This window comes from Corynebacterium sp. ED61 (assembly GCF_015233855.1).
GTDB lineage: Bacteria > Actinomycetota > Actinomycetes > Mycobacteriales > Mycobacteriaceae > Corynebacterium > Corynebacterium dentalis.
On sequence record NZ_JADGIT010000001.1, the window covers coordinates 62751 to 80826 of the forward strand.

The following is an 18076-nucleotide window of genomic DNA, read 5'->3' on the forward strand; positions in this document are numbered from 1 at the left end:
GCTCATGGTCGCGCTGCCTCCAGAGCTTCTTCCAAAGTGAACTTACCTGCGTACAGGGCCTTACCCACGATGGCGGAATCCACACCCTCGCCCACAACCTTTGCCAGCGCACGGATATCGTCCAGCGAGGAAATTCCACCCGAGGCCACCACGGGCGCAGAGGTAGCTGCGGCGACTTCGCGGAGCAGCTCGATGTTCGGACCGTTGAGCATGCCATCGCGGCTGACATCGGTGACGACCAAACGGGATACGCCCTGGGAATCCAGGCGCTCCAGAACCTCCCAAAGCTCGCCACCATCGGAGGTCCAACCGCGTCCACGCAGGCGCCATTCGCCGTCCACCTGGCGTGTATCCAGGCCGATGGCCACCTTGTCTCCGTAGCGCTTGATCACGGACTCACACCACTCGGGATCTTCCAGAGCGGCGGTGCCGATATTCACGCGGCGGCAGCCGGTGGACAGTGCGCGTTCCAGGGATTCGTCGTCGCGGATACCACCGGAGAGCTCCACGTCTACGTCCAGCTGCCCCACCACGTCACGCAAGATTTTGAAGTTGCTTCCGCGCCCGAAGGCCGCATCCAGGTCCACTAGGTGGACCCACTCTGCGCCAGCGTTTTGCCAGGCCAGGGCCGCGTCGATGGGAGCACCATAGTTGGTCTCCGTGCCAGCTTCGCCCTGGACGAGGCGCACGGCCTGCCCATCGGCGACATCGACTGCGGGAAGCAAAACGAGCGGTTGGGCGGCAGAAGTCATGACTGAAGGAATCCTTAGTGACTCGACAAAACGGAAAACTGGAATAAGTATTGAGTTAAATCGCGCGCGGCGCTAAACCGGCGTGATGGGTCATACGTTGTGACCCAGCTCAACAAAGTCTAACGCACGGCCAAGACAGAACTTAACGCAGAGTATCGACCCAATTGCGCAACAACAACGCACCGGCGTCTCCTGACTTCTCCGGGTGGAACTGCGTGGCCCACAGCGGGCCGTTTTCCACGGCGGCGACGAACCGGGAACGGCCGTGTTCTGCCCAGTGGACCAGCGGCGCTTCGGTGCGCCCGTCGGTGATCAATTCCCAGTCCGTCACGCCATAGGAGTGGACAAAGTAGTAGCGTTCGTCCGCCGCGGCTCCTGCGAACAACGCGGATCCTTCCGCCACGTCAACCGTGTTCCACCCCATGTGCGGCAGCACGTCGGCATCCAGATGTTGCACGGTGCCCGGCCATTCTCCGGTGCCTTCTGCTGGCTTGGCGCCCTCTCCGTCTGAAAATTCGACGCCATACTCAAACAAAATCTGCATCCCCACACAGATTCCCAACACAGGACGACCTCCGGCGAGCCGTTCCCCTATCATCCGGTCTCCCTTGACCTCTTTGAGTCCCTCCATGCACGCGGCGAAGGCTCCCACTCCCGGGACGAGCAATCCGTCTGCAGCCAGCACGGTCTCGGGATCCGCGGTGACTGTGACTTCCGCGCCGGCGCGTTCCAGTGCGCGCTGTGCGGAGCGGACGTTGCCGCTGCCGTAATCCAGCAGCGCAACGGTGGGAAACTCGGTGCGTGGCGCGGAAGACTGTTCAGATGATTCGTTCGTAGGTTGCAATCCCATAAGTTGTCATCTTAGTGTTCGCGGTCCATCTGCGGTGCGCGGACCCTCTGCCGGACTGCGCGGAGTTGATGAGCCATGTTGTTGTGCTCCCACTGGCGCCTGCGCCCGATGATGCCGTCGGTAATGACGGCCAACAGTGCCACGGCCACGATGCACGCAGCGATCCAAAAGGTTTGGTAGTACGCGAGCACGCCCGCCACCATGCCCAGCACCACTGCGCCGATGCCGGTACCGGAATCGAAGGTCATGTTCCACAGGGCGCTGGCCAGCGTTGTCTTTTCTCGCGGCAGGCGTTCAAACAGCATCAGCAAGGCCTCGTTTTGGACGATGCCGAAGCCAAAGCCGAACAGCCCTGCGGCAGCGAATGCGCCGATGATCAGCGCCAGTCCCCCGTCGGCAAAGGTGATCACCGCGCCCCCGGTCAGCAGTCCGGCGATGCCAAAGCCCAGGCCGGTCGCAGCCAATCGCCCAGCCTGACCGCTGCGGGAGGCGACACGCCCGGCCAGCACGCGACCCAGCATCTGCAGTCCGCCCAAGACGGACAGACCCGCTGCCGAGACCAACGCGGCGAAGGAGACATCCACCTCTTCCACGGCGGGCGCAAGGAAGGTGCTGAATGCCGCAAATCCAGTGGCGATGGCGCCAATTGCCAGCCCCGGAACGGCGGCGAGTTTCCACGTAGCGGCCTGTGGCGGATGCGCTTGGGGGCCATGGATGATCTGGTCGGAGGTGGCGTCGGAAATAGAAGGTGCGGCCTGCGAACGGCGCGCTTGTTGCAGCTGAGCACGGGAACGATACGGGATCCAATACGCCGCCGCGGCTCCCACCGAGGCATAGACCGCCGCGGTGACGAACACCACAGCCTCGCCGTGCGCGTTGAGTAGCCACAGACCCAGCGGGAAGCTCAGCAGCTGCGATAGCCCCACGGACACGCCCAGCGCAGCGGAGGAATTGCCCATCATGCGCGGCGGCACCAACTCCGCGATCAATGCGGCTTCCGCTACGGTCACGGCGCCGAACCCAATACCGCGGATCACCGCCACCACCAGCAGTAAAACCGCGGACATGTCCACCACATAAAACAGCGCGGGCAGGCCGAGCATCAGCCCGGCAAATGCCATTACCGCGGGAAAACCAACCCGCTTGATTACCCACGGCGTAAACGCCTGCGTGATCACGGTGGCCCCCATGAATACGCCAGTGGATAGACCCGCCAGCGAATCGGATCCGCCCTGCTGGATCACCGCCAGCGGGATCACGGGCAGCAGCAACGACCATCCGCCGAAAGCACAGAACACGGAAATCAGCGTGGCCACCAGGCCCGGAGCCTTCCACACAGTCTCTAGCTGGTCGAGTTCCTCCGGGGATAGCGCTGGTTGCCTGCTGATTGCCATGTCGTTTTAGAGAGCTCCCTTGGTTGATGGAATGCCGGATACGCGAGGGTCATTTTCCGTGGCTTCCCGCAGTGCCCGGGCCACGGCCTTGAATTCCGCTTCGGTGATGTGGTGCGGATCGCGTCCGTAGATGCAGCGCACGTGCAACGCGATGCGGGCGTTGAGCGCCAGTGTTTCGAAGAAGTGCTGGTTGATCACGGTGGCGTAGTGCCCGCCGATGATGGTGTGCAACAGTGCGTCTGGCTCACCGGTGCCCACGTAGTACGGGCGACCGGAGACATCCACTGCTGCGTGTGCCAGCGTCTCGTCCATGGGGATGAAGGAATCGCCGAAACGACGGATGCCTTCCTTGGAACCCAGCGCCTCACCCAGCGCTTGCCCCAGCACGATGCCCGTGTCCTCCACGGTGTGGTGTGCGTCGATCTCCACATCGCCTTTGGCTTGAACCTTCAGGTCAAAGGAACCGTGAGCGCCGAAGGCGGTCAGCATGTGGTCAAAGAACGGCAGGCCAGTGGAAATCTCCGTGCGTCCGGTGCCGTCAAGGTTGATCTCCACGGTGATCTCGGATTCGCGGGTGGTGCGGCTCACGCGTCCAGTGCGCTGGCTCGCGTTTCCTTCTGGTTGCTGGCTCATGAGTTCTTCTTTTCTTTCGACGCCAATGCTTGTGCTGCCTCCAAGAATGCATCGTTTTCCTGCGGGAGGCCAATAGTTACGCGCAGCCATCCGGGTACGCCAACGTCTCTGATGAGAACGTCTCGATCCAAAAACTCCTGCCAGGTGGTGTGCGAGTCCGCGAACCTGCCGAAGAATACGAAGTTGGAGTGGGAATTGATGGTGGTGAATCCCAGCTCGCGCAGGCGCGCCACCACGCGGTCGCGCTCCTCGCGGAGCTTTTCCACGGTGGCCAGCGTGTCCTGACTGTGGTGCAGGGCTGCGGTGGCTGCAGCTTGGGACAGTGTGGACAGGTGGTATGGCAGGCGCACCAGCATCACGGCTTCAATGAATGCGGGATCTGCCACGAAGTAGCCCAGGCGGCCTCCGGCGAAGTCGAAGGCCTTGCTCATGGTGCGGGAAACGACCAGCGAGGTCGGGTATTCGGAGATCAACGTCAGCGCGGAAGGCTCATCAGAGAACTCCGCGTAGGCCTCATCCACGATCACGATGCCCGGCGCGGCATCGAGGATCCGCCGGATGTCCTCCAACGAGGTGACGTTTCCGGTGGGGTTGTTGGGCGTGGTGACAAAGATGATGTCTGGTTGGTGTTGTTCGATGGCTGCCAGCGCTGCATCCATGTCGATAGCGAAGCCTTCGGACTCCGGCCGAGGCACGGCGATGAATTCCGTTTGGGTGCCCGCGGACAGAATGGGGTGCATGGAGTAGCTGGGGGTAAAGCCCAGAGCGGAGCGACCGGGGCCACCGAAGGCCTGCAATAGCTGCTGCAGCACCTCGTTGGAACCGTTGGCCGCCCACACGTTGTTCGCGTCTACGTCCACTCCCGTCTGCTGGGAGATGTAGCGCGCCAATTCCGTGCGCAGGCCTGTGGCATCGCGGTCTGGGTAACGGTTGAGTTCCTCGCCCAGCTCCCGAACCTTTTCTGCGATCTCGTCGATGATCGCCTGGCTGGGCGCGTAGGGGTTTTCGTTGGTGTTGAGCTGGTTGGCCACCTTGAGCTGCGGGGCGCCGTAGGCGGACTGGCCACGCAGTTCCTCGCGCAGGGGAAGATCGGACAACTGTGCCATGAATGTGCTCCCGTGGATTGTCTAGTTGTTGAATCGTGCGGCGATGGCTTCACCGTGGGCGGGCAGGCGTTCTGCGTCGGCCAGCGCAATCACGGTCTGCGACACATCGCAGAGGGCATCCTTGCTGTAGTTCACCACGTGGATGGACTTCATGAAGGTGTGCGTGGACAGCCCGGAGCTGTGGCGAGCCGAGCCGGACGTAGGCAGGACGTGGTTGGAACCCGCGGAGTAATCGCCAAGCGGTACTGGGCTGTACCGGCCGATGAAGATCGCGCCGGCATTTACGATTCGCTGCGCAACCTGTTCCGCACCTTCGGTGTGGATCTCCAGATGTTCCGCGGCATACGCGTTGGCCGCAGCGATGGCAGCCTTAATGGAATCCACCACAACGATGCCACTCTGCTGGCCTTCCAACGCTTCCTGCACGCGGTCCGCGTTCAGCGTCACGGAGTAACGCTCCGCAACCTCACAATCCACCTCATCTGCCAGCTGCTCTGATGTGGTTATCAGCACAGAGGCAGCCATCGGATCGTGTTCCGCCTGGCTGATCAAGTCATAAGCCACTTCCACGGCATCCGCTGAATCATCGGCAATGATGGCGATCTCCGTAGGTCCAGCCTCGGAATCGATGCCCACCACGGAACGCACCAGGCGCTTTGCCGCAGTCACGAAGATGTTGCCCGGCCCGGTCACCAGATCCACTGGCTCCAAGCTCTGCTCGTTGCAGCCATAGGCCATCAGCGCCACGGCCTGAGCACCGCCGACCGCCCACACTTCTTCCACGCCCAGCAGTGCGCAGGCCGCCAGGATGGTGGGATGTGGCCATCCTTGTTCCTGTGGTGGGGAGGCAATCACCAAGGTGCCGACGCCAGCCTCCTGCGCTGGAACCACATTCATGATCACCGACGATGGATATACCGCTTTGCCACCCGGGACATACAAACCCACGCGCTCGATCGGTACCCAACGTTCCGTCACCAGTCCCCCGGGAGCGATCTCCACCGTGTAGTCTTCTGGCACCTGAGTGGAATGGAACGTGCGCACGCGGCGGATGGATTCCTCCAAAGCTGCGCGAACATCGGAATCGAGGGTGAGCAGGGCGTCGGAAATAACGCTTTCCGGAACCCGAACGGACTCAGGGGTTACGCCATCGAACTTCGCGCCGTACTCCAACGCTGCCTGGCTACCGCGGGTACGAACGTCCTCCACGATGGGCGAGACCGTGGGCAAAACCGACTCAATGTCCGTGCCGCCCCTGGGCAGGACATGTCGCAGCTCGGATGTGGTGGGGGTCTGACCTCTGAGATCAATCCGGGCAAGCATCGGTGACATCCTCCTGTGGGCGTTTCCACTAACGTGGACTTCTAGGCTTCATAGCGATCTTACCCAGCGGTGGAGACAGACAGGAAAGGCAGGTGGCACGAGACAATGGCACAAACCATCACCTCTTTGCTCTCCGAGTCAGCGTCGGCATCCGCCTCTGGGGACACTCGGCGTAGTTGGAAGCTCATCAATGATTACGCGCAGCACTTCTGGCTGGTCGACGAGGCAGACATCCCCACCAAACAGCGAGGAGACTTCTACGCGGTGCGGGCTGCGGCGGCGGACTGGATGGGCTTGGAAGACGAGGCCATTAGCGCCCTGCGCAACCTGCTGCACTGGGCGCGCGAAGGCAACGACAACGAAGCAGGGCTGATTGCAGGCTCCCACTTGGCCTATCAATCGCTCAACCAGTCCGAGCATTCGGTGTATCCGCTGCCTTCGGCCGCCTCCCTGCTGGCGGATCTGGCCGAGCGCATGCGTTTGTGGCGGCCGGATGCCGATTCCCTCACGTTGTCTGAAAACCCAGAGATGTCGTGGAAGAACGTGAGCAAGCGGCAGGCCGGCATGTTGACCGCCTCTGCCACCACCGCGCACACCGTGGCCACCAGCCTCAAGGCAGCCCGCGAGCGCGGGGACATCGGGGCGCTGGCTGGGGTGCCCTCGAGTGACTATTTCCTCGGCTCTGCCGGTGAACAGGCGGACGGTGATTCGCCTGAGTCTTCCGTTCCTGAGATCTCCGAGGATAAATTGGCGCAGTTCTTCGCCTCGGTTGTCCGTCGCTTCGGGCGCAACCCCGCGCAGCGTGCAGACGAGCTTTTGTGGTTTGCTCAAGAACACTGGGCCGAAGGCCGCCTAGACGAGGCCCGCGCCTCCGCCGAGGCGGTCTTGGAGTTGCCACACCAGCCCGTCTCCCACTTCGAAGCGCACTACATGCTGGGGCACTTCGCGATGCTGGATAATCTCAATGCTCCGCAAGATCTGGGCGAAATCGATGCCAGCTCTGATGGATTCGACGACCTGACTCTGTCCGTCACGGCGGACAATGACCGCAGAATCGCCAACCATTGGGGTCAGTGCGCAGACATCGCGATAGAGATCGAAGCCCCAATCATGGCCATGGAACGAGCCGAACTGGCGTGCCGCACCATGTCCACCTTGGGACGAGAAGGCGATGCGTGGGAGCTGGCCTCCCGCATGGTCAAAGCCACGGACGGCATCCCCGTATGCCCCGCGATGTTGGACATGCGCGCGATGCTGGCGCAGGCCGCATTCATGTCTGGCCTGCACCACGAAGCGTGGGAGAACTCTCGCGCGGTCGCCGAGTGGTCCGAGTTTTCCCCGAACCTAGACCGGACCATCGCCTGCTACACCATCGCCACCTTCGCAGGGCTGGAGCTGGGCTTAGAGGAAGAGGTACGGAAGATTCAGTCCCGCCGCGCCGAGTTGTACCGACAGGCCGGACAGAACATCAATGCCTCCCAGGTGCTGCAATCCATCGCCATGTCCGGCGACGTGGACTACCCCGATGCTCTGACCATGATGAACGAAGCTCGCGAGCTGCTTAGAGAAGATCCCGCGGGGGACGCCACCCTGGCGTTGCCGGAATCTGACGCACGGTGGAACCTCGGCGAATGGCATCTAACCATGGCGCACATCGTGGTCAGCGAAGACGACGTAGTGGAACAGTCACGCCTGGCTGCGGAAAACTTCCACCTAGCTGCAGACCCCATCAAGGAATGTATGGCCTGGTTGACGATGGCAGGTGCTCAGTTGGCTATCGGTCTCACGATGGATGCAGACGCTTCCATCACCAAGGCCACCGCTGCCCTCCCCGACTTGCAGCAGTGGATGGATGACACAGATGCGGACTTCGATCCGGTCATCCAGGAACTCATCGAGCACTACCGATACATCCTGGATTTCCGCAAAGAGGACTAGGGACTAGCTCCCAGCTAGCTAGCGGGCACGCTCAAAATCTGCATCGGTCGAGGTCACGGCCCCGATCCAATAGGTCATCATCGCCACGGCTGGGGCCAGCATGATTCCCGGCCACGGTGAAATGGCGTGCGAGATTTTGATGATATCCCCGGCGTGCGTCGAGTTTGCGTCGTACACCGGAGCGAGGCAGTCAAGCACCTGCTCGCCGATAAAGACGAACCACCACGTCCCAAACGCCACGCAGGCGGCCACCCAGATCAGCTGGCCGATTCCCCGCCACAGAAACCGGAATGCCCACACGGCTGTCAGCAGACCCAGCACGCACGTCACCGCAGCGAAAATCAGGAAGGCGCGGAAGCCAGAATCGGCGGTACCCGGGACTTCTTCCAATCCGCGGTTCGGGGTCACCAAGAACTGCGAGGTGGGATACAGCCATCCCCACACGGCGCCGGCGATGGTGAAGATCACCGTGGTGACGACAAAAACAAGCAAGCCATCGGAAACGCCCCGTGGGACGGCCCGACGGCCGGACAAGAAACCACTACTCATGTGTTTGGTGTGCGCTCTGCCTAGTTGCAGAACATCCAGCTTCCACCCTCGCGGACAAACTTGAGGTTCTCCGTGCTGGTGTCTGAAGACACGTCTGCGGACGCTGAATCGCCGTTGACCTTGACGTTGTCCACACCGGTAACGGTGGGCTTGGGGCTGCCGATCTGGGTGAAGGTCAAGTTCTTGGCCTCGTCCGCTTGCTGTCGCAGAGTTTCGTCGCCACCGTAGCGCTCCTTGTACGCACTGCAGGAATGATCCACCGTGTAGGTCAGGAATGCGCCGACGTTATCCCCGCCATCGTCCATGCCGTAAACCAAGTTGGTGATGGCCTGGCGGTCTTCCTCGGAGCCGGTGCCGGCGGCTGCAGGAACCGGAGCCTGACCTTCACCGTTGGCTGGAGCGGGCGAGCCCTCTTGGGATTGGTCAGACTGTTCGCCTCGTGCCGGATCTTGGGGATCCTTGGCGGGATCTTGCCCCTCTGAGCTGGACGGAGTAGCAGAGGACTCTCCCGATGCTGCAGTTTCGGAGCTGTCTTTCGACTGCGTTGCCTCGCTGGATGCGGAAGTGCTGGAGGCGTCCGAGGAGCCTTCCTCGTCTGAGCCACAAGCGGCGAGGAAAAGCGGAACCGCCATTACGGCAGCCAGAAGGGTCTTGCGATGTGTCATGCAAAGCAGACTACCCTGAAATCCGTGCAGCTCAACCCTTCCACCATCCTGGCTCATGCCACGCAGATCCTCGCCGAATACGGCTTAGCTGATCTGACCATGCGCCGATTAGCGCGCTCGCTGGATGTCGCTCCCGGTGCTTTGTATTGGCATTTCCCCAGTAAACAGGAACTATTGGGAGCTATAGCAAATCAGCTACTCGAGTGTGTTCAGCCACCGCAGACCACACCCGGCGCGCGTCTGCAATCGCGTGATGAGTGGACCCGGATCGTTAACTACTGCGTGGCAATTTATTCGGCGATGACGAGCCTGCGCGATGGCGCGGAAATTACTTTGGCTGCTTTGGCTTCCGGAACCACGGACCGAGACTTGCGTGCCGATGTACGGGAAACTGCTGGTTCCTTGGGGGAAATCGCCTTTCATTACGTCTTGGGCGCGGCCATGGACGTCCAGGCGCAGCAGGCTGTAGCCAGCGCTCTCGGCGATGCGGACGCTGCCCAGGCATCAGCCGATGCGCACCACGTTCGCCGCAACGTGGAAGTGATCCTCGCACCCCTACTGCCCGGCTAGGTGTCTGGCGCGGGGCTAGGATGGTCAGCATGTCTTTTGGCTTGGCTGATAAGAGTGGCTTGCGCGCCCCCGGAGCGCCATTACTAGTGTGGCCGGGCGATGCATATCCCCTCGGTGCAACCTTCGATGGAAACGGCACCAACTTCGCCATCTTCTCCGAAGTCGCCGAAAAGGTGGAGCTGTGCCTGTTTGACTACCGCGGGATGGAAACCCGGGTGCAGCTCGATGAGGTGGATGCGCACATTTGGCACTGCTATCTCCCGGGCATCGTCCCTGGACAGCGCTATGGCTACCGCATCCACGGCCCGTGGGATCCGGAAAACGGCCACCGTTGCGACCCTTCCAAGCTGGTCATGGATCCCTATGGCAAGTCCTTCGACGGCGCATTTGACGGCGATGCGTCCCTGTTCAACTACGACATCCGCAGCCCAGCAGAGCGCAATCACCAGGATTCCGCACCACACGCCATGCGTTCTGTGGTGATCAATCCCTACTTCGACTGGTCCAACGACCGTCGCCCACACATCGAAGATCATGAGACCGTGATCTACGAGCTCCACGTCAAGGGCATGACTGCCACCCTGCCCGGCGTCCCGGAGCACCTGCGCGGAACGTACGCCGGCCTAGGCCACCACGCGACCGTGGACTATCTAAAGAATCTTGGAGTCACGGCCGTGGAGCTGATGCCCGTGCACCAGTTCGTCCACGATGATCGCCTCCGCGAGCTCGGGCTACGCAACTACTGGGGCTACAACACCCTGGGATTTTTCGCCCCGCACCGGGATTACGCAGCATCGAACTCCGCCGAGGGCGCTGTGGCTGAGTTCAAGCAGATGGTGCATAACTTCCACGATGCGGGACTGGAAGTGATCCTCGACGTGGTCTACAACCACACCGCCGAGGGCAACCATATGGGCCCGACCTACAACTTCCGCGGGATCGACAACTCGGCGTACTACCGCCTGATGGAAGACGATCGCGCGCATTACATGGACTACACCGGCACCGGTAACTCCCTGAATGTGCGCCACCCGCAAACTCTGCAGCTGATCATGGATTCCCTGCGCTACTGGGTCACGGAGATGCACGTTGACGGGTTCCGCTTTGACCTCGCCTCCACGCTGGCTCGCGAGTTCCACGACGTGGATCGCCTGTCCGCGTTCTTCGACTTGGTGCAGCAAGACCCAATTGTCAGCCAGGTGCGTTTGATCGCCGAGCCGTGGGATGTAGGCGAAGGCGGCTACCAAGTGGGCAACTTCCCCACGTTGTGGAAAGAGTGGAACGGCAAATACCGCGATACTGTCCGCGACTTTTGGCGGGGCGAACCGGCGACATTGGGTGAGTTTGCGTCGCGTCTCACGGGTTCCTCGGACTTGTACGCCAGCAACGGGCGCCGACCCACGGCGTCGATCAACTTCGTCACTGCGCACGATGGCTTCACCCTTAATGACTTGGTGAGCTATAACGAAAAGCACAACGTGGCCAATGGCGAGGACAACCGGGACGGCGAGAGCCACAACCGGTCGTGGAACTGCGGCGAAGAGGGGCCGACCGATAACCAGGACATCCTCGAGCTGCGCCAGCAGCAGCGCCGCAACTTCCTGACCACGCTGATCCTGAGCCAAGGCACGCCCATGTTGGCCCATGGTGATGAGATCGGCCGTACCCAGGGCGGTAACAACAACGTGTACTGCCAGGACAACGAGATCTCGTGGATGGATTGGGATTCTGCGGATGAGGACCTACTTGCCTTCACGCGCTACGTGTTGAAGATGCGCAAGAAGCACCCGGTGTTCCGTCGCCGTCGCTTCCTCGCCGGTGGTCCGCTGGGCGAGGACGTGGCCGAGCGAGATATTGCTTGGCTGACCCCAGAGGCGCGCCTGATGACCGAGGAAGATTGGTCCCATCACTTTGGGAAGTCCCTGATGGTGCATCTCAACGGCATGGCGATCGAGGAGCCGGACAAGCAGGGCCGCAAGGTGGAAGATGATTCCTTCCTGTTGTGCTTCAACGCACACAATGAGCCCATCGAGTTCAGCATGCCTTCCCGCGATAGCGTCATGCACGTGGATCCCGGCGAGGAAGGCTCTTGGACCGTGGTGCTGGATACTCGTCTGCCGCACGGCATTTCCGAAGAGACCCGCACCTTCTCCGCCAATGATTCCCTCAAGGTGGGAGGTCGCAGCGTGGTGATCCTACAGCGTCCTCTTGATACGTTGGTGAAACCATGAGTACTCCTACCCTTCACGCCCGTGGCGCCGAGGTCACCGTGACCGAGGAGGCCGTCACCGTCACCCGTTCCTCGGTGGCAGCGTCCCTTTTTCCCGACGCCAACATCGATCCCTCTGCGCTTCTCGGCTGGTACTTGCAGGCCCCGGACCAGTTATCTCCGGGATGGATTGAGCTTCTTTCCCGCGATGATCAGCAGGATCTGGTACGCACGCGCATTAACTACTCCCCGAATCACCTCGAGGATTTTCTGACCGCGCATCAACGGCTCACCAATCTGCAGGCGGGCTATCCCTTGGACGATGTGTCTATTCCTGCTGCTGAAACGGACGCGAAGGATGAGTCGGTCACTGCTGAAGAGTGGCTGAGCGGAGGCTCTACGGAGGCGGCTGCTGAGGAGAAGGAATCTGGTGGCGCTAGGCGCCCGGCACCGTGGGAAAAGGTGGCGACTCCGGACGAGGTTCCCGAGGCGAACCCAGACGCGGACATCGATAACCCCATCTTCGAGCAGAATGTGACCGTCACCGGTGACGTGGAGCCGTACGACAAGGGCGAGGTCTGGGACATGATTGCCGAGGCCGGTGGAACGGTGGGCAAGAACGTGACGAAGAAGACCACCATGCTGGTGGTGGGCGAATGGGCCTCGATGACCAGCAAGGAAAAGCGGGCTCGGGAGTTGCAGGATAAGGGTCAGGAGATCAAGATCCTGAGCTTTGCCGAGTTCCTGAAGGCCGTGGGTAAGGCCTAGTTTTCTGGGGTTTGCCGGGGCATTTTTCGCGCGGTGGTAGCTCGTTCTTACTGCCTCGCGCTGCGGTGAACGTTTCTTATGGGTGCGGAGTCAGATAACTCATGCTGACTCTCACCACAGAAACCGCCTCTCAGCTTCGTTCGAGTTCCGCTGCTTCGGGCGGTCCCCACGTCGCGGACGCCCAGCGCACTGAGCTGGTGGCTCTAGGTAGCGGCTTGTGCGCGTCCATTCCCGCAGGCCCGGGCCGAGCAAGCGCGCGGTGGCACCAGCGGGCGGAAGAGATTCTCCAGCAACTACGCAGGCTGCTGTCCCTGCACGGAACGGCACTCGAATATCGATGGACGGACGAGCTGATCCCGGGCGGGGCAATGCGGTGGATCGCCATCCGGGTAGTAGCAGATGAGCTACCCGCCGAGTGCTTGCTGACCCATCCGAAGATTGCCACGGTGCTCCTGGAGGCGCTAGAGATCGCTCTGGGCTGCCGACCTGCGGTCTATTATCGCGACGGCCAGTTGCGTGCGTGTGCTGCGCGCGATGCTCATGTGGTGCCGGAATGGGTTGGGCCACTGGATTTGTCCGCGGGCTACTGCATGTCTCTTCCCCTAAGGTAGGAGGCATGTCTGCCACTTACCGACTCCAACTGCGCGGCCCTAGCAGTGATCCTGCACAAGCGTTTACCTTCGCTGATGCTGAAGCGCGCATCGATTACTTCTCCCGCCTTGGGGTCAGCCACCTGTACCTCTCCCCCATTTTGACGGCTCCCAAAGAGTCCACCCACAACTACGACGTGATCGACCCGACCACGGTCAACCCAGAGCTCGGCGGAATCGAGGGTCTGAAATCCCTCGCTGAGGCAGCACACGCCGCTGGCATCAAGATTCTGGTGGACATCGTTCCCAACCATGTGGGCGTGGATGATCCCCGCCTCAACGACTGGTGGTGGGATGTACTCAAGCATGGCAAAGAGTCCGAATACGCCACCTACTTCGATATCGACTGGTCCGCGGACAACGGCGCCGGTGGGCGCATGGGCATCCCCGTGCTGGGCAGCGAGGAAGACGTGGACAAGCTCGAAGTAGACGGCGATGTCCTGCGCTACTACGACAACGAATTCCCCATCGCTCCCGGCACCAACGAGGGCACTCCGCAGGAGGTTCACGACCGTCAGAGCTACCGGTTGATGTTCTGGCGAGACGGCATCATCAACTACCGTCGCTTCTTCTCCATCAATGGGTTGGCAGGGCTACGCCAGGAAGATCCCGTGGTCTTTGAACACACGCACCGCATCCTTAATCAGCTGCTGGCTGCAGGTGTCATCGACGGAGTGCGCGTGGACCATCCCGATGGCCTGGCCGACCCCTTTGGATACCTAGAGCACCTGCGCATGCTCATCGGTGAGGACCGCTGGCTGCTGATCGAAAAGATCCTGGCTGTCAACGAGCCACTGGATCCACGCCTCAGCGTGGACGGCACCACCGGCTACGACGCCCTGCGCGAGTTCGACGGAGTCTTCGTCAACCGCAACGCTGTGCAGAGCATGGGTGATATCGCCGATCAGTGGACGGGCGTGCGCTGGGACAATGCAGCGTTCGAGGCTGCTGAGGAAGAACTGAAGTCCGAGGTTGCCCGCTTCGAGCTGGCAGCGGAGGTTCATCGCTTGGCCCGCGCCGTGCGCGCAGATAACTGGTCCACCCAAGGGGACCAGGTCTCGGACGAACTTCTCGAAGAAACCCTCGTCGGTTTGGTAGCCGCGATGCCGGTCTACCGCGCGGACTACCAATCGCTGTCTCGTGTCACCAGCACCGTTCTGGCCAAAATGCTGATGAAGCACCCCGAACGCGCAGATGCGTTGGACCTGATTAGTTCTGCGTTGCTCTCCTACGGCGAGGCCAATACTCGCTTCGCCCAGGTCTGTGGAGCGGTGATGGCCAAGGGCGTGGAAGACACGGCGTTTTATCGCGGCTCGCGTCTGGTCAGCTTGCAGGAGGTCGGCGGCGCTCCCGGTCGTTTCGGAGTATCCCTAGCCGAGTACCACATGCTGCAGGCCGAGCGAATCCGACTGTGGCCTCGCGCGATGACGGCTTTGACCACGCACGATACGAAGCGTGGCGAGGACGTCCGCTCCCGGATCACCGCCATCACCGAAGTTCCGGATGACTTCGCTGAGCTGTGCAAGCAGATCACTTACGTGGACGGGATGACCTGCCACTTCCTGCTGCAGAACGTCATCGGAGTGTGGCCCAGTGACGGCGTTGTCTCCGAGGAACTGCGCACGCGCGTGCATGATTACGCCACCAAGGCGATGCGCGAAGCAGGTGTGCACACCACCTGGTTCGATGTTGATGAGGATTTCGAAAACTCAATCTTGAATTGGATCGACGAGCTCTTCGATGCCCACGCCGCTCTGATCACCCGTTTCGTGTCTCTGATCGACGATGCCGGTCAGGAGATCTCCCTGAGCAAGAAGCTCCTGCAGCTGATGTCCCCGGGCATTCCGGACATTTATCAGGGCACGGAATTCTTCACTGATTCCTTGGTGGATCCGGACAACCGCCGCCCGGTGGATTTCGATGCCCGCGAAGAGGCGCTAGAGCGCGTCTCCCGGGGCGATATTTCCACGCCGGATGACCGTCGGTTAGGTCTCATTACTACCGCGCTGCGCGTGCGCTCCCATTTGGAACTGGATGAAGCTGGCTACTTTCCTGTCATGGCTCAGGGTCCCCTCTACCGCTCCATGGTCGGCATGATGCGTGATAAATCCGCCATTATCTTGGCCATCCGCCGTCCCTTGACCGTGCAGCGTGCGGGCGGATGGGGCGAGACCATGGTCATGCTCCCCGAGGGTCTCTGGGAGGATCAACTGCCAGGCGGCCGCATGTGGCAAGGCGAAGTTCCCCTGCGCGATCTGTTTTCCGATCGTGGGCAGGCTGTGCTAACTAGGATGGCATGAGTTCTCGCAGCCGCACTAACCGCCAACTCGCGCAATACGATGCGTGGGTCGCCGCTAACCCCGGCATCCGGGCAGAGATTCGCGACGTGATTCAGGAAGCCCTGGACGATGCCGGCATTGCCTATGACCAGGTGGTGGTGCGCATCAAGGATCGCGTGAGCTTTATGGCCAAGGTCGCCAACGAGAACTACCCGGATTACGTGGACATCGCCAGCGCTTATGACATCCTCGGCGCCCGCGTGATCACGTATCACTCCTCGGAGATCCCACAGCTTCTCACCGTGATGGAGGATCTGTTCACCATCGAGGCCGTGGTGGACAAGGCCGCGGAAACTGCCCGGCGCGGCGGGTTCGGCTATTCCTCTCAGCACGTCATCGTGCGGGTTCCGCAGCTGGACGACATGCTCATGGAGATCCAATTGCGCACCGTGCTGCAGCACGCATGGGCGGAGTTTGAGCACGACGTGCGCTACAAAAGCCTCACCGGGAACCCCAAGCCCGAAGTGCAGCGCGCGTTTACCCTGGCCGCGGGCTTAATTGAGCTCGCTGATCAGCAGTTCGATCTGATCGCTGATGCCGTGGATAACCCAGAGGATCGCGCCAACTACACCGAGGGCGAGATCCAGGAATCCACCCTCCCGCGCGTGCTGACCAGCCTGTTGGGAGAGCAGTTCCCTGCCTCCAAGGTGGCCTACTACGGATACGCCGTGGACATGCTCGCCGCCCACGGGATCACCACGTATCAGCAGCTCGCTGATTTGCTATCTCCGGACCGTGTACAGCGCTTGCTGCAGGCGTTCGAGTACCCGTACTCGCCGGGTCAGGTCCGTTTTCTTGACGACATGCTCTTGTATGTCTACGGGCGCGATCACATTCGCAAGACCGTTCATATCGGCGATGATGCGACCAGCCGTCCCGGCCGGTTGGGCAACCGTTGGCAAAAGTTGGGGCAGACCACGATGTCTGAAACATCCACTGACGGAGAGCTCTAGGCTGACACAGAGGTCCAAGCCGACTCAGACTAGGACGTACAACTCTAAAACGTACAGCGCTAGCGCTTGCCCATGAGGCGGTCCATTTGACGTCGCTCCCGCTTGGTCGGGCGCCCCGCTCCCCGATCACGTCGCGGAATTGAGGCCAGCACTTCCTTGGGCGGAGGCGGCGGCGAGTGATCTGCATAAGCCGCCCGCGCAATGGCTGGCCCCACGCGCTTGCTGTGCAGCTGCACTACTTCCACCACGTACTCGCGGTGGTTCACCCACGCGCGCACGATATCCCCGGGAACCACGGTCTGCGCAGGCTTTACCGCCACGCCGTTGAGCTTCACGTGCCCGGCGCGCACTGCGTCCGCGGCTGCCGTGCGGGTTTTATACAGCCGGACTGCCCACACCCAGGCGTCGATCCTGACAGAACCGCCTTGACCTACGCTCACCACTCGTCTTTGTGGTCCAGGATTTTCTTGATCTGCACACCGGAGTAGATAAAGACAATCACGGCGATGATCGGAATCACCACGGAAAGGAGGGGGATGTCCAGGATCAGCCCGGCCACCAGGCTCACAACTGCCACGGCACCCGAGGTGCGCGCGGTGTAGACGTGCTTGCGCATTTGCTGCTTGCGCTGCCCGACGATGTCTCCGGATCCACCTGAGTAGTTATTCATGCTCATGCTGTCCCACTCTACTGTCCTGCGCCGCGCACTACTGACCGGAGGGCCTATCCACCCACGTACTTCCGGCCTCGTGAATGTCCACGTTTCCGCCGCTGATTTTCGCCACCACTGATTCCAGCGGCGGCCCATCCCCTGCGGGCACTCCCAGTGTGAACTCAGCCTGGGCCGCGTAGTCCACGTTGACCACCTGGACGTCTTCGGCGCGAATGTCCGCCTCGAACCGTCCCGCATCCGCGTGTGGGACCGAAACCCGGAACAGGTCCACCGGCTCGTGACTCACGCGCGTGACCTGGGCCAGAACTTCCTTGGTCGCGTCTTGGTAGGCACGCACCAGCCCGCCGGTACCCAGCTTCACTCCACCGAAGTAACGCACCACCACGACGGTCACATCCAGCAGGCCACTTCCCCGCAGCACCTCGAGCATGGGTTGGCCAGCAGTTCCTGCCGGTTCGCCATCGTCGGAGGAACGCTCGATGGGTTGGGCTTCGTCCACGTGGACGATGAATGCGGTGCAGTGATGGCGGGCATCGGGATAGCGGGAGGCGATGGCGTCGATAAATGAACGGGCCTCACCTTCATCGGCAGTCCTGGCAACGAACCCGATGAACCGCGAACGTTTGATCTCGATCTCTGCACTCCACTCGCCGGTGGAGGGGCGCAGGTAGGGCTGGGAGTTAACGGGCATGGATGCATTATCG

18 protein-coding genes are annotated in these 18076 nt (G+C 61.4%); 7 read left to right on the forward strand and 11 right to left on the reverse strand.

Annotation, left to right across the window (positions count from 1 at the left end; all coding sequences use genetic code 11):
* Nucleotides 1–2: 2 nt before the first annotated feature.
* The 6 genes from priA to hisD form a co-directional block, all read right to left on the reverse strand.
* The gene (gene priA / locus IM764_RS00275; protein ID WP_099298917.1) at nucleotides 3–752 is read right to left on the reverse strand and encodes a bifunctional 1-(5-phosphoribosyl)-5-((5-phosphoribosylamino)methylideneamino)imidazole-4-carboxamide isomerase/phosphoribosylanthranilate isomerase PriA; all 750 of its coding nucleotides are present in this window, start codon (nucleotides 750–752) and stop codon (nucleotides 3–5) included.
* Nucleotides 753–894: 142 nt separating this feature from the next.
* Nucleotides 895–1602: an imidazole glycerol phosphate synthase subunit HisH gene (hisH, locus tag IM764_RS00280; protein WP_194186466.1), complete on the reverse strand. Its 708-nt coding sequence runs from the start codon at nucleotides 1600–1602 to the stop codon at nucleotides 895–897.
* 11 nt (nucleotides 1603–1613) lie between these two features.
* Nucleotides 1614–2996, reverse strand: a complete 1383-nt coding sequence (locus tag IM764_RS00285) for an MFS transporter (protein ID WP_194186467.1) — start codon at nucleotides 2994–2996, stop codon at nucleotides 1614–1616.
* Nucleotides 2997–3002: 6 nt separating this feature from the next.
* Nucleotides 3003–3629, reverse strand: a complete 627-nt coding sequence (gene hisB / locus IM764_RS00290; RefSeq protein WP_099298919.1) for an imidazoleglycerol-phosphate dehydratase HisB — start codon at nucleotides 3627–3629, stop codon at nucleotides 3003–3005.
* Entirely contained in the window at nucleotides 3626–4735 is a 1110-nt protein-coding gene (locus IM764_RS00295; protein ID WP_099298920.1) for a histidinol-phosphate transaminase, read from the reverse strand. Before IM764_RS00295 ends, hisB begins: the two co-directional genes overlap by 4 nt.
* Nucleotides 4736–4756: 21 nt before the next feature.
* The gene (hisD, locus tag IM764_RS00300) at nucleotides 4757–6058 is read right to left on the reverse strand and encodes a histidinol dehydrogenase (RefSeq protein ID WP_194186468.1); all 1302 of its coding nucleotides are present in this window, start codon (nucleotides 6056–6058) and stop codon (nucleotides 4757–4759) included.
* A 105-nt stretch (nucleotides 6059–6163) separates the two neighbouring features.
* Between hisD and IM764_RS00305 the strand changes: the two genes are divergently transcribed.
* A complete protein-coding gene (locus tag IM764_RS00305; RefSeq protein ID WP_194186469.1) occupies nucleotides 6164–7996 on the forward strand; it encodes a hypothetical protein in 1833 nt (610 codons plus the stop codon).
* Nucleotides 7997–8014: 18 nt separating this feature from the next.
* Here the strand turns inward: IM764_RS00305 and IM764_RS00310 are convergent, their stop codons facing one another.
* The gene (locus tag IM764_RS00310) at nucleotides 8015–8545 is read right to left on the reverse strand and encodes a hypothetical protein (protein WP_194186470.1); all 531 of its coding nucleotides are present in this window, start codon (nucleotides 8543–8545) and stop codon (nucleotides 8015–8017) included.
* 20 nt (nucleotides 8546–8565) lie between these two features.
* Entirely contained in the window at nucleotides 8566–9210 is a 645-nt protein-coding gene (locus tag IM764_RS00315; RefSeq protein ID WP_194186471.1) for a hypothetical protein, read from the reverse strand.
* 24 nt (nucleotides 9211–9234) lie between these two features.
* Between IM764_RS00315 and IM764_RS00320 the strand changes: the two genes are divergently transcribed.
* The 6 genes from IM764_RS00320 to IM764_RS00345 all read left to right on the forward strand — a co-directional run bounded on the left by IM764_RS00320 (nucleotide 9235) and on the right by IM764_RS00345 (nucleotide 16699).
* The gene (locus IM764_RS00320; RefSeq protein ID WP_099299059.1) at nucleotides 9235–9780 is read left to right on the forward strand and encodes a TetR/AcrR family transcriptional regulator; all 546 of its coding nucleotides are present in this window, start codon (nucleotides 9235–9237) and stop codon (nucleotides 9778–9780) included.
* A gap of 29 nt (nucleotides 9781–9809) precedes the next feature.
* Entirely contained in the window at nucleotides 9810–12011 is a 2202-nt protein-coding gene (gene glgX, locus IM764_RS00325; RefSeq protein WP_228073184.1) for a glycogen debranching protein GlgX, read from the forward strand.
* Entirely contained in the window at nucleotides 12008–12757 is a 750-nt protein-coding gene (locus IM764_RS00330; protein WP_099298926.1) for a BRCT domain-containing protein, read from the forward strand. The genes glgX and IM764_RS00330 overlap by 4 nt, the downstream gene beginning before the upstream one ends.
* Before the next feature lie 101 nt (nucleotides 12758–12858).
* Nucleotides 12859–13368 carry a hypothetical protein gene (locus tag IM764_RS00335; RefSeq protein ID WP_194186473.1) on the forward strand — a complete coding sequence of 170 codons (510 nt, stop codon included), beginning with the start codon at nucleotides 12859–12861 and terminating at the stop codon, nucleotides 13366–13368.
* A 5-nt stretch (nucleotides 13369–13373) separates the two neighbouring features.
* On the forward strand, nucleotides 13374–15707 hold the full coding sequence (treY, locus tag IM764_RS00340) for a malto-oligosyltrehalose synthase (RefSeq protein ID WP_194186474.1): 2334 nt from the start codon (nucleotides 13374–13376) through the stop codon (nucleotides 15705–15707).
* Entirely contained in the window at nucleotides 15704–16699 is a 996-nt protein-coding gene (locus IM764_RS00345) for a GTP pyrophosphokinase family protein (RefSeq protein WP_099298929.1), read from the forward strand. Before treY ends, IM764_RS00345 begins: the two co-directional genes overlap by 4 nt.
* A gap of 59 nt (nucleotides 16700–16758) precedes the next feature.
* Here the strand turns inward: IM764_RS00345 and IM764_RS00350 are convergent, their stop codons facing one another.
* The 3 genes from IM764_RS00350 to IM764_RS00360 are packed head-to-tail and all read right to left on the reverse strand — an operon-like array spanning nucleotide 16759 to nucleotide 18063.
* Nucleotides 16759–17139, reverse strand: a complete 381-nt coding sequence (locus tag IM764_RS00350; protein ID WP_194186475.1) for an RNA-binding S4 domain-containing protein — start codon at nucleotides 17137–17139, stop codon at nucleotides 16759–16761.
* Complete coding sequence (locus tag IM764_RS00355; protein ID WP_143341771.1) at nucleotides 17136–17375, reverse strand: hypothetical protein; 240 nt, start codon at nucleotides 17373–17375, stop codon at nucleotides 17136–17138. The genes IM764_RS00350 and IM764_RS00355 overlap by 4 nt, the downstream gene beginning before the upstream one ends.
* 31 nt (nucleotides 17376–17406) lie before the next feature.
* Nucleotides 17407–18063 (reverse strand): YigZ family protein, encoded by a 657-nt coding sequence (locus IM764_RS00360; protein WP_194186476.1) that lies wholly within the window; start codon nucleotides 18061–18063, stop codon nucleotides 17407–17409.
* Nucleotides 18064–18076: the final 13 nt, after the last annotated feature.

What these genes read in the sequence shown, in the direction of transcription:
- IM764_RS00305 (WP_194186469.1), top strand. Translation starts at nt 6,164, where the DNA reads ATGGCACAAACCATCACCTCTTTGCTCTCCGAGTCAGCGTCGGCATCC.
- IM764_RS00330 (WP_099298926.1), top strand. Translation starts at nt 12,008, where the DNA reads ATGAGTACTCCTACCCTTCACGCCCGTGGCGCCGAGGTCACCGTGACC.
- priA (WP_099298917.1), bottom strand. Translation starts at nt 752, where the DNA reads ATGACTTCTGCCGCCCAACCGCTCGTTTTGCTTCCCGCAGTCGATGTC.
- IM764_RS00335 (WP_194186473.1), top strand. Translation starts at nt 12,859, where the DNA reads ATGCTGACTCTCACCACAGAAACCGCCTCTCAGCTTCGTTCGAGTTCC.
- hisD (WP_194186468.1), bottom strand. Translation starts at nt 6,058, where the DNA reads ATGCTTGCCCGGATTGATCTCAGAGGTCAGACCCCCACCACATCCGAG.
- glgX (WP_228073184.1), top strand. Translation starts at nt 9,810, where the DNA reads ATGTCTTTTGGCTTGGCTGATAAGAGTGGCTTGCGCGCCCCCGGAGCG.
- IM764_RS00310 (WP_194186470.1), bottom strand. Translation starts at nt 8,545, where the DNA reads ATGAGTAGTGGTTTCTTGTCCGGCCGTCGGGCCGTCCCACGGGGCGTT.
- IM764_RS00355 (WP_143341771.1), bottom strand. Translation starts at nt 17,375, where the DNA reads ATGAGCATGAATAACTACTCAGGTGGATCCGGAGACATCGTCGGGCAG.
- IM764_RS00360 (WP_194186476.1), bottom strand. Translation starts at nt 18,063, where the DNA reads ATGCCCGTTAACTCCCAGCCCTACCTGCGCCCCTCCACCGGCGAGTGG.
- hisB (WP_099298919.1), bottom strand. Translation starts at nt 3,629, where the DNA reads ATGAGCCAGCAACCAGAAGGAAACGCGAGCCAGCGCACTGGACGCGTG.
- IM764_RS00285 (WP_194186467.1), bottom strand. Translation starts at nt 2,996, where the DNA reads ATGGCAATCAGCAGGCAACCAGCGCTATCCCCGGAGGAACTCGACCAG.
- IM764_RS00345 (WP_099298929.1), top strand. Translation starts at nt 15,704, where the DNA reads ATGAGTTCTCGCAGCCGCACTAACCGCCAACTCGCGCAATACGATGCG.
- IM764_RS00315 (WP_194186471.1), bottom strand. Translation starts at nt 9,210, where the DNA reads ATGACACATCGCAAGACCCTTCTGGCTGCCGTAATGGCGGTTCCGCTT.
- IM764_RS00295 (WP_099298920.1), bottom strand. Translation starts at nt 4,735, where the DNA reads ATGGCACAGTTGTCCGATCTTCCCCTGCGCGAGGAACTGCGTGGCCAG.
- treY (WP_194186474.1), top strand. Translation starts at nt 13,374, where the DNA reads ATGTCTGCCACTTACCGACTCCAACTGCGCGGCCCTAGCAGTGATCCT.
- hisH (WP_194186466.1), bottom strand. Translation starts at nt 1,602, where the DNA reads ATGGGATTGCAACCTACGAACGAATCATCTGAACAGTCTTCCGCGCCA.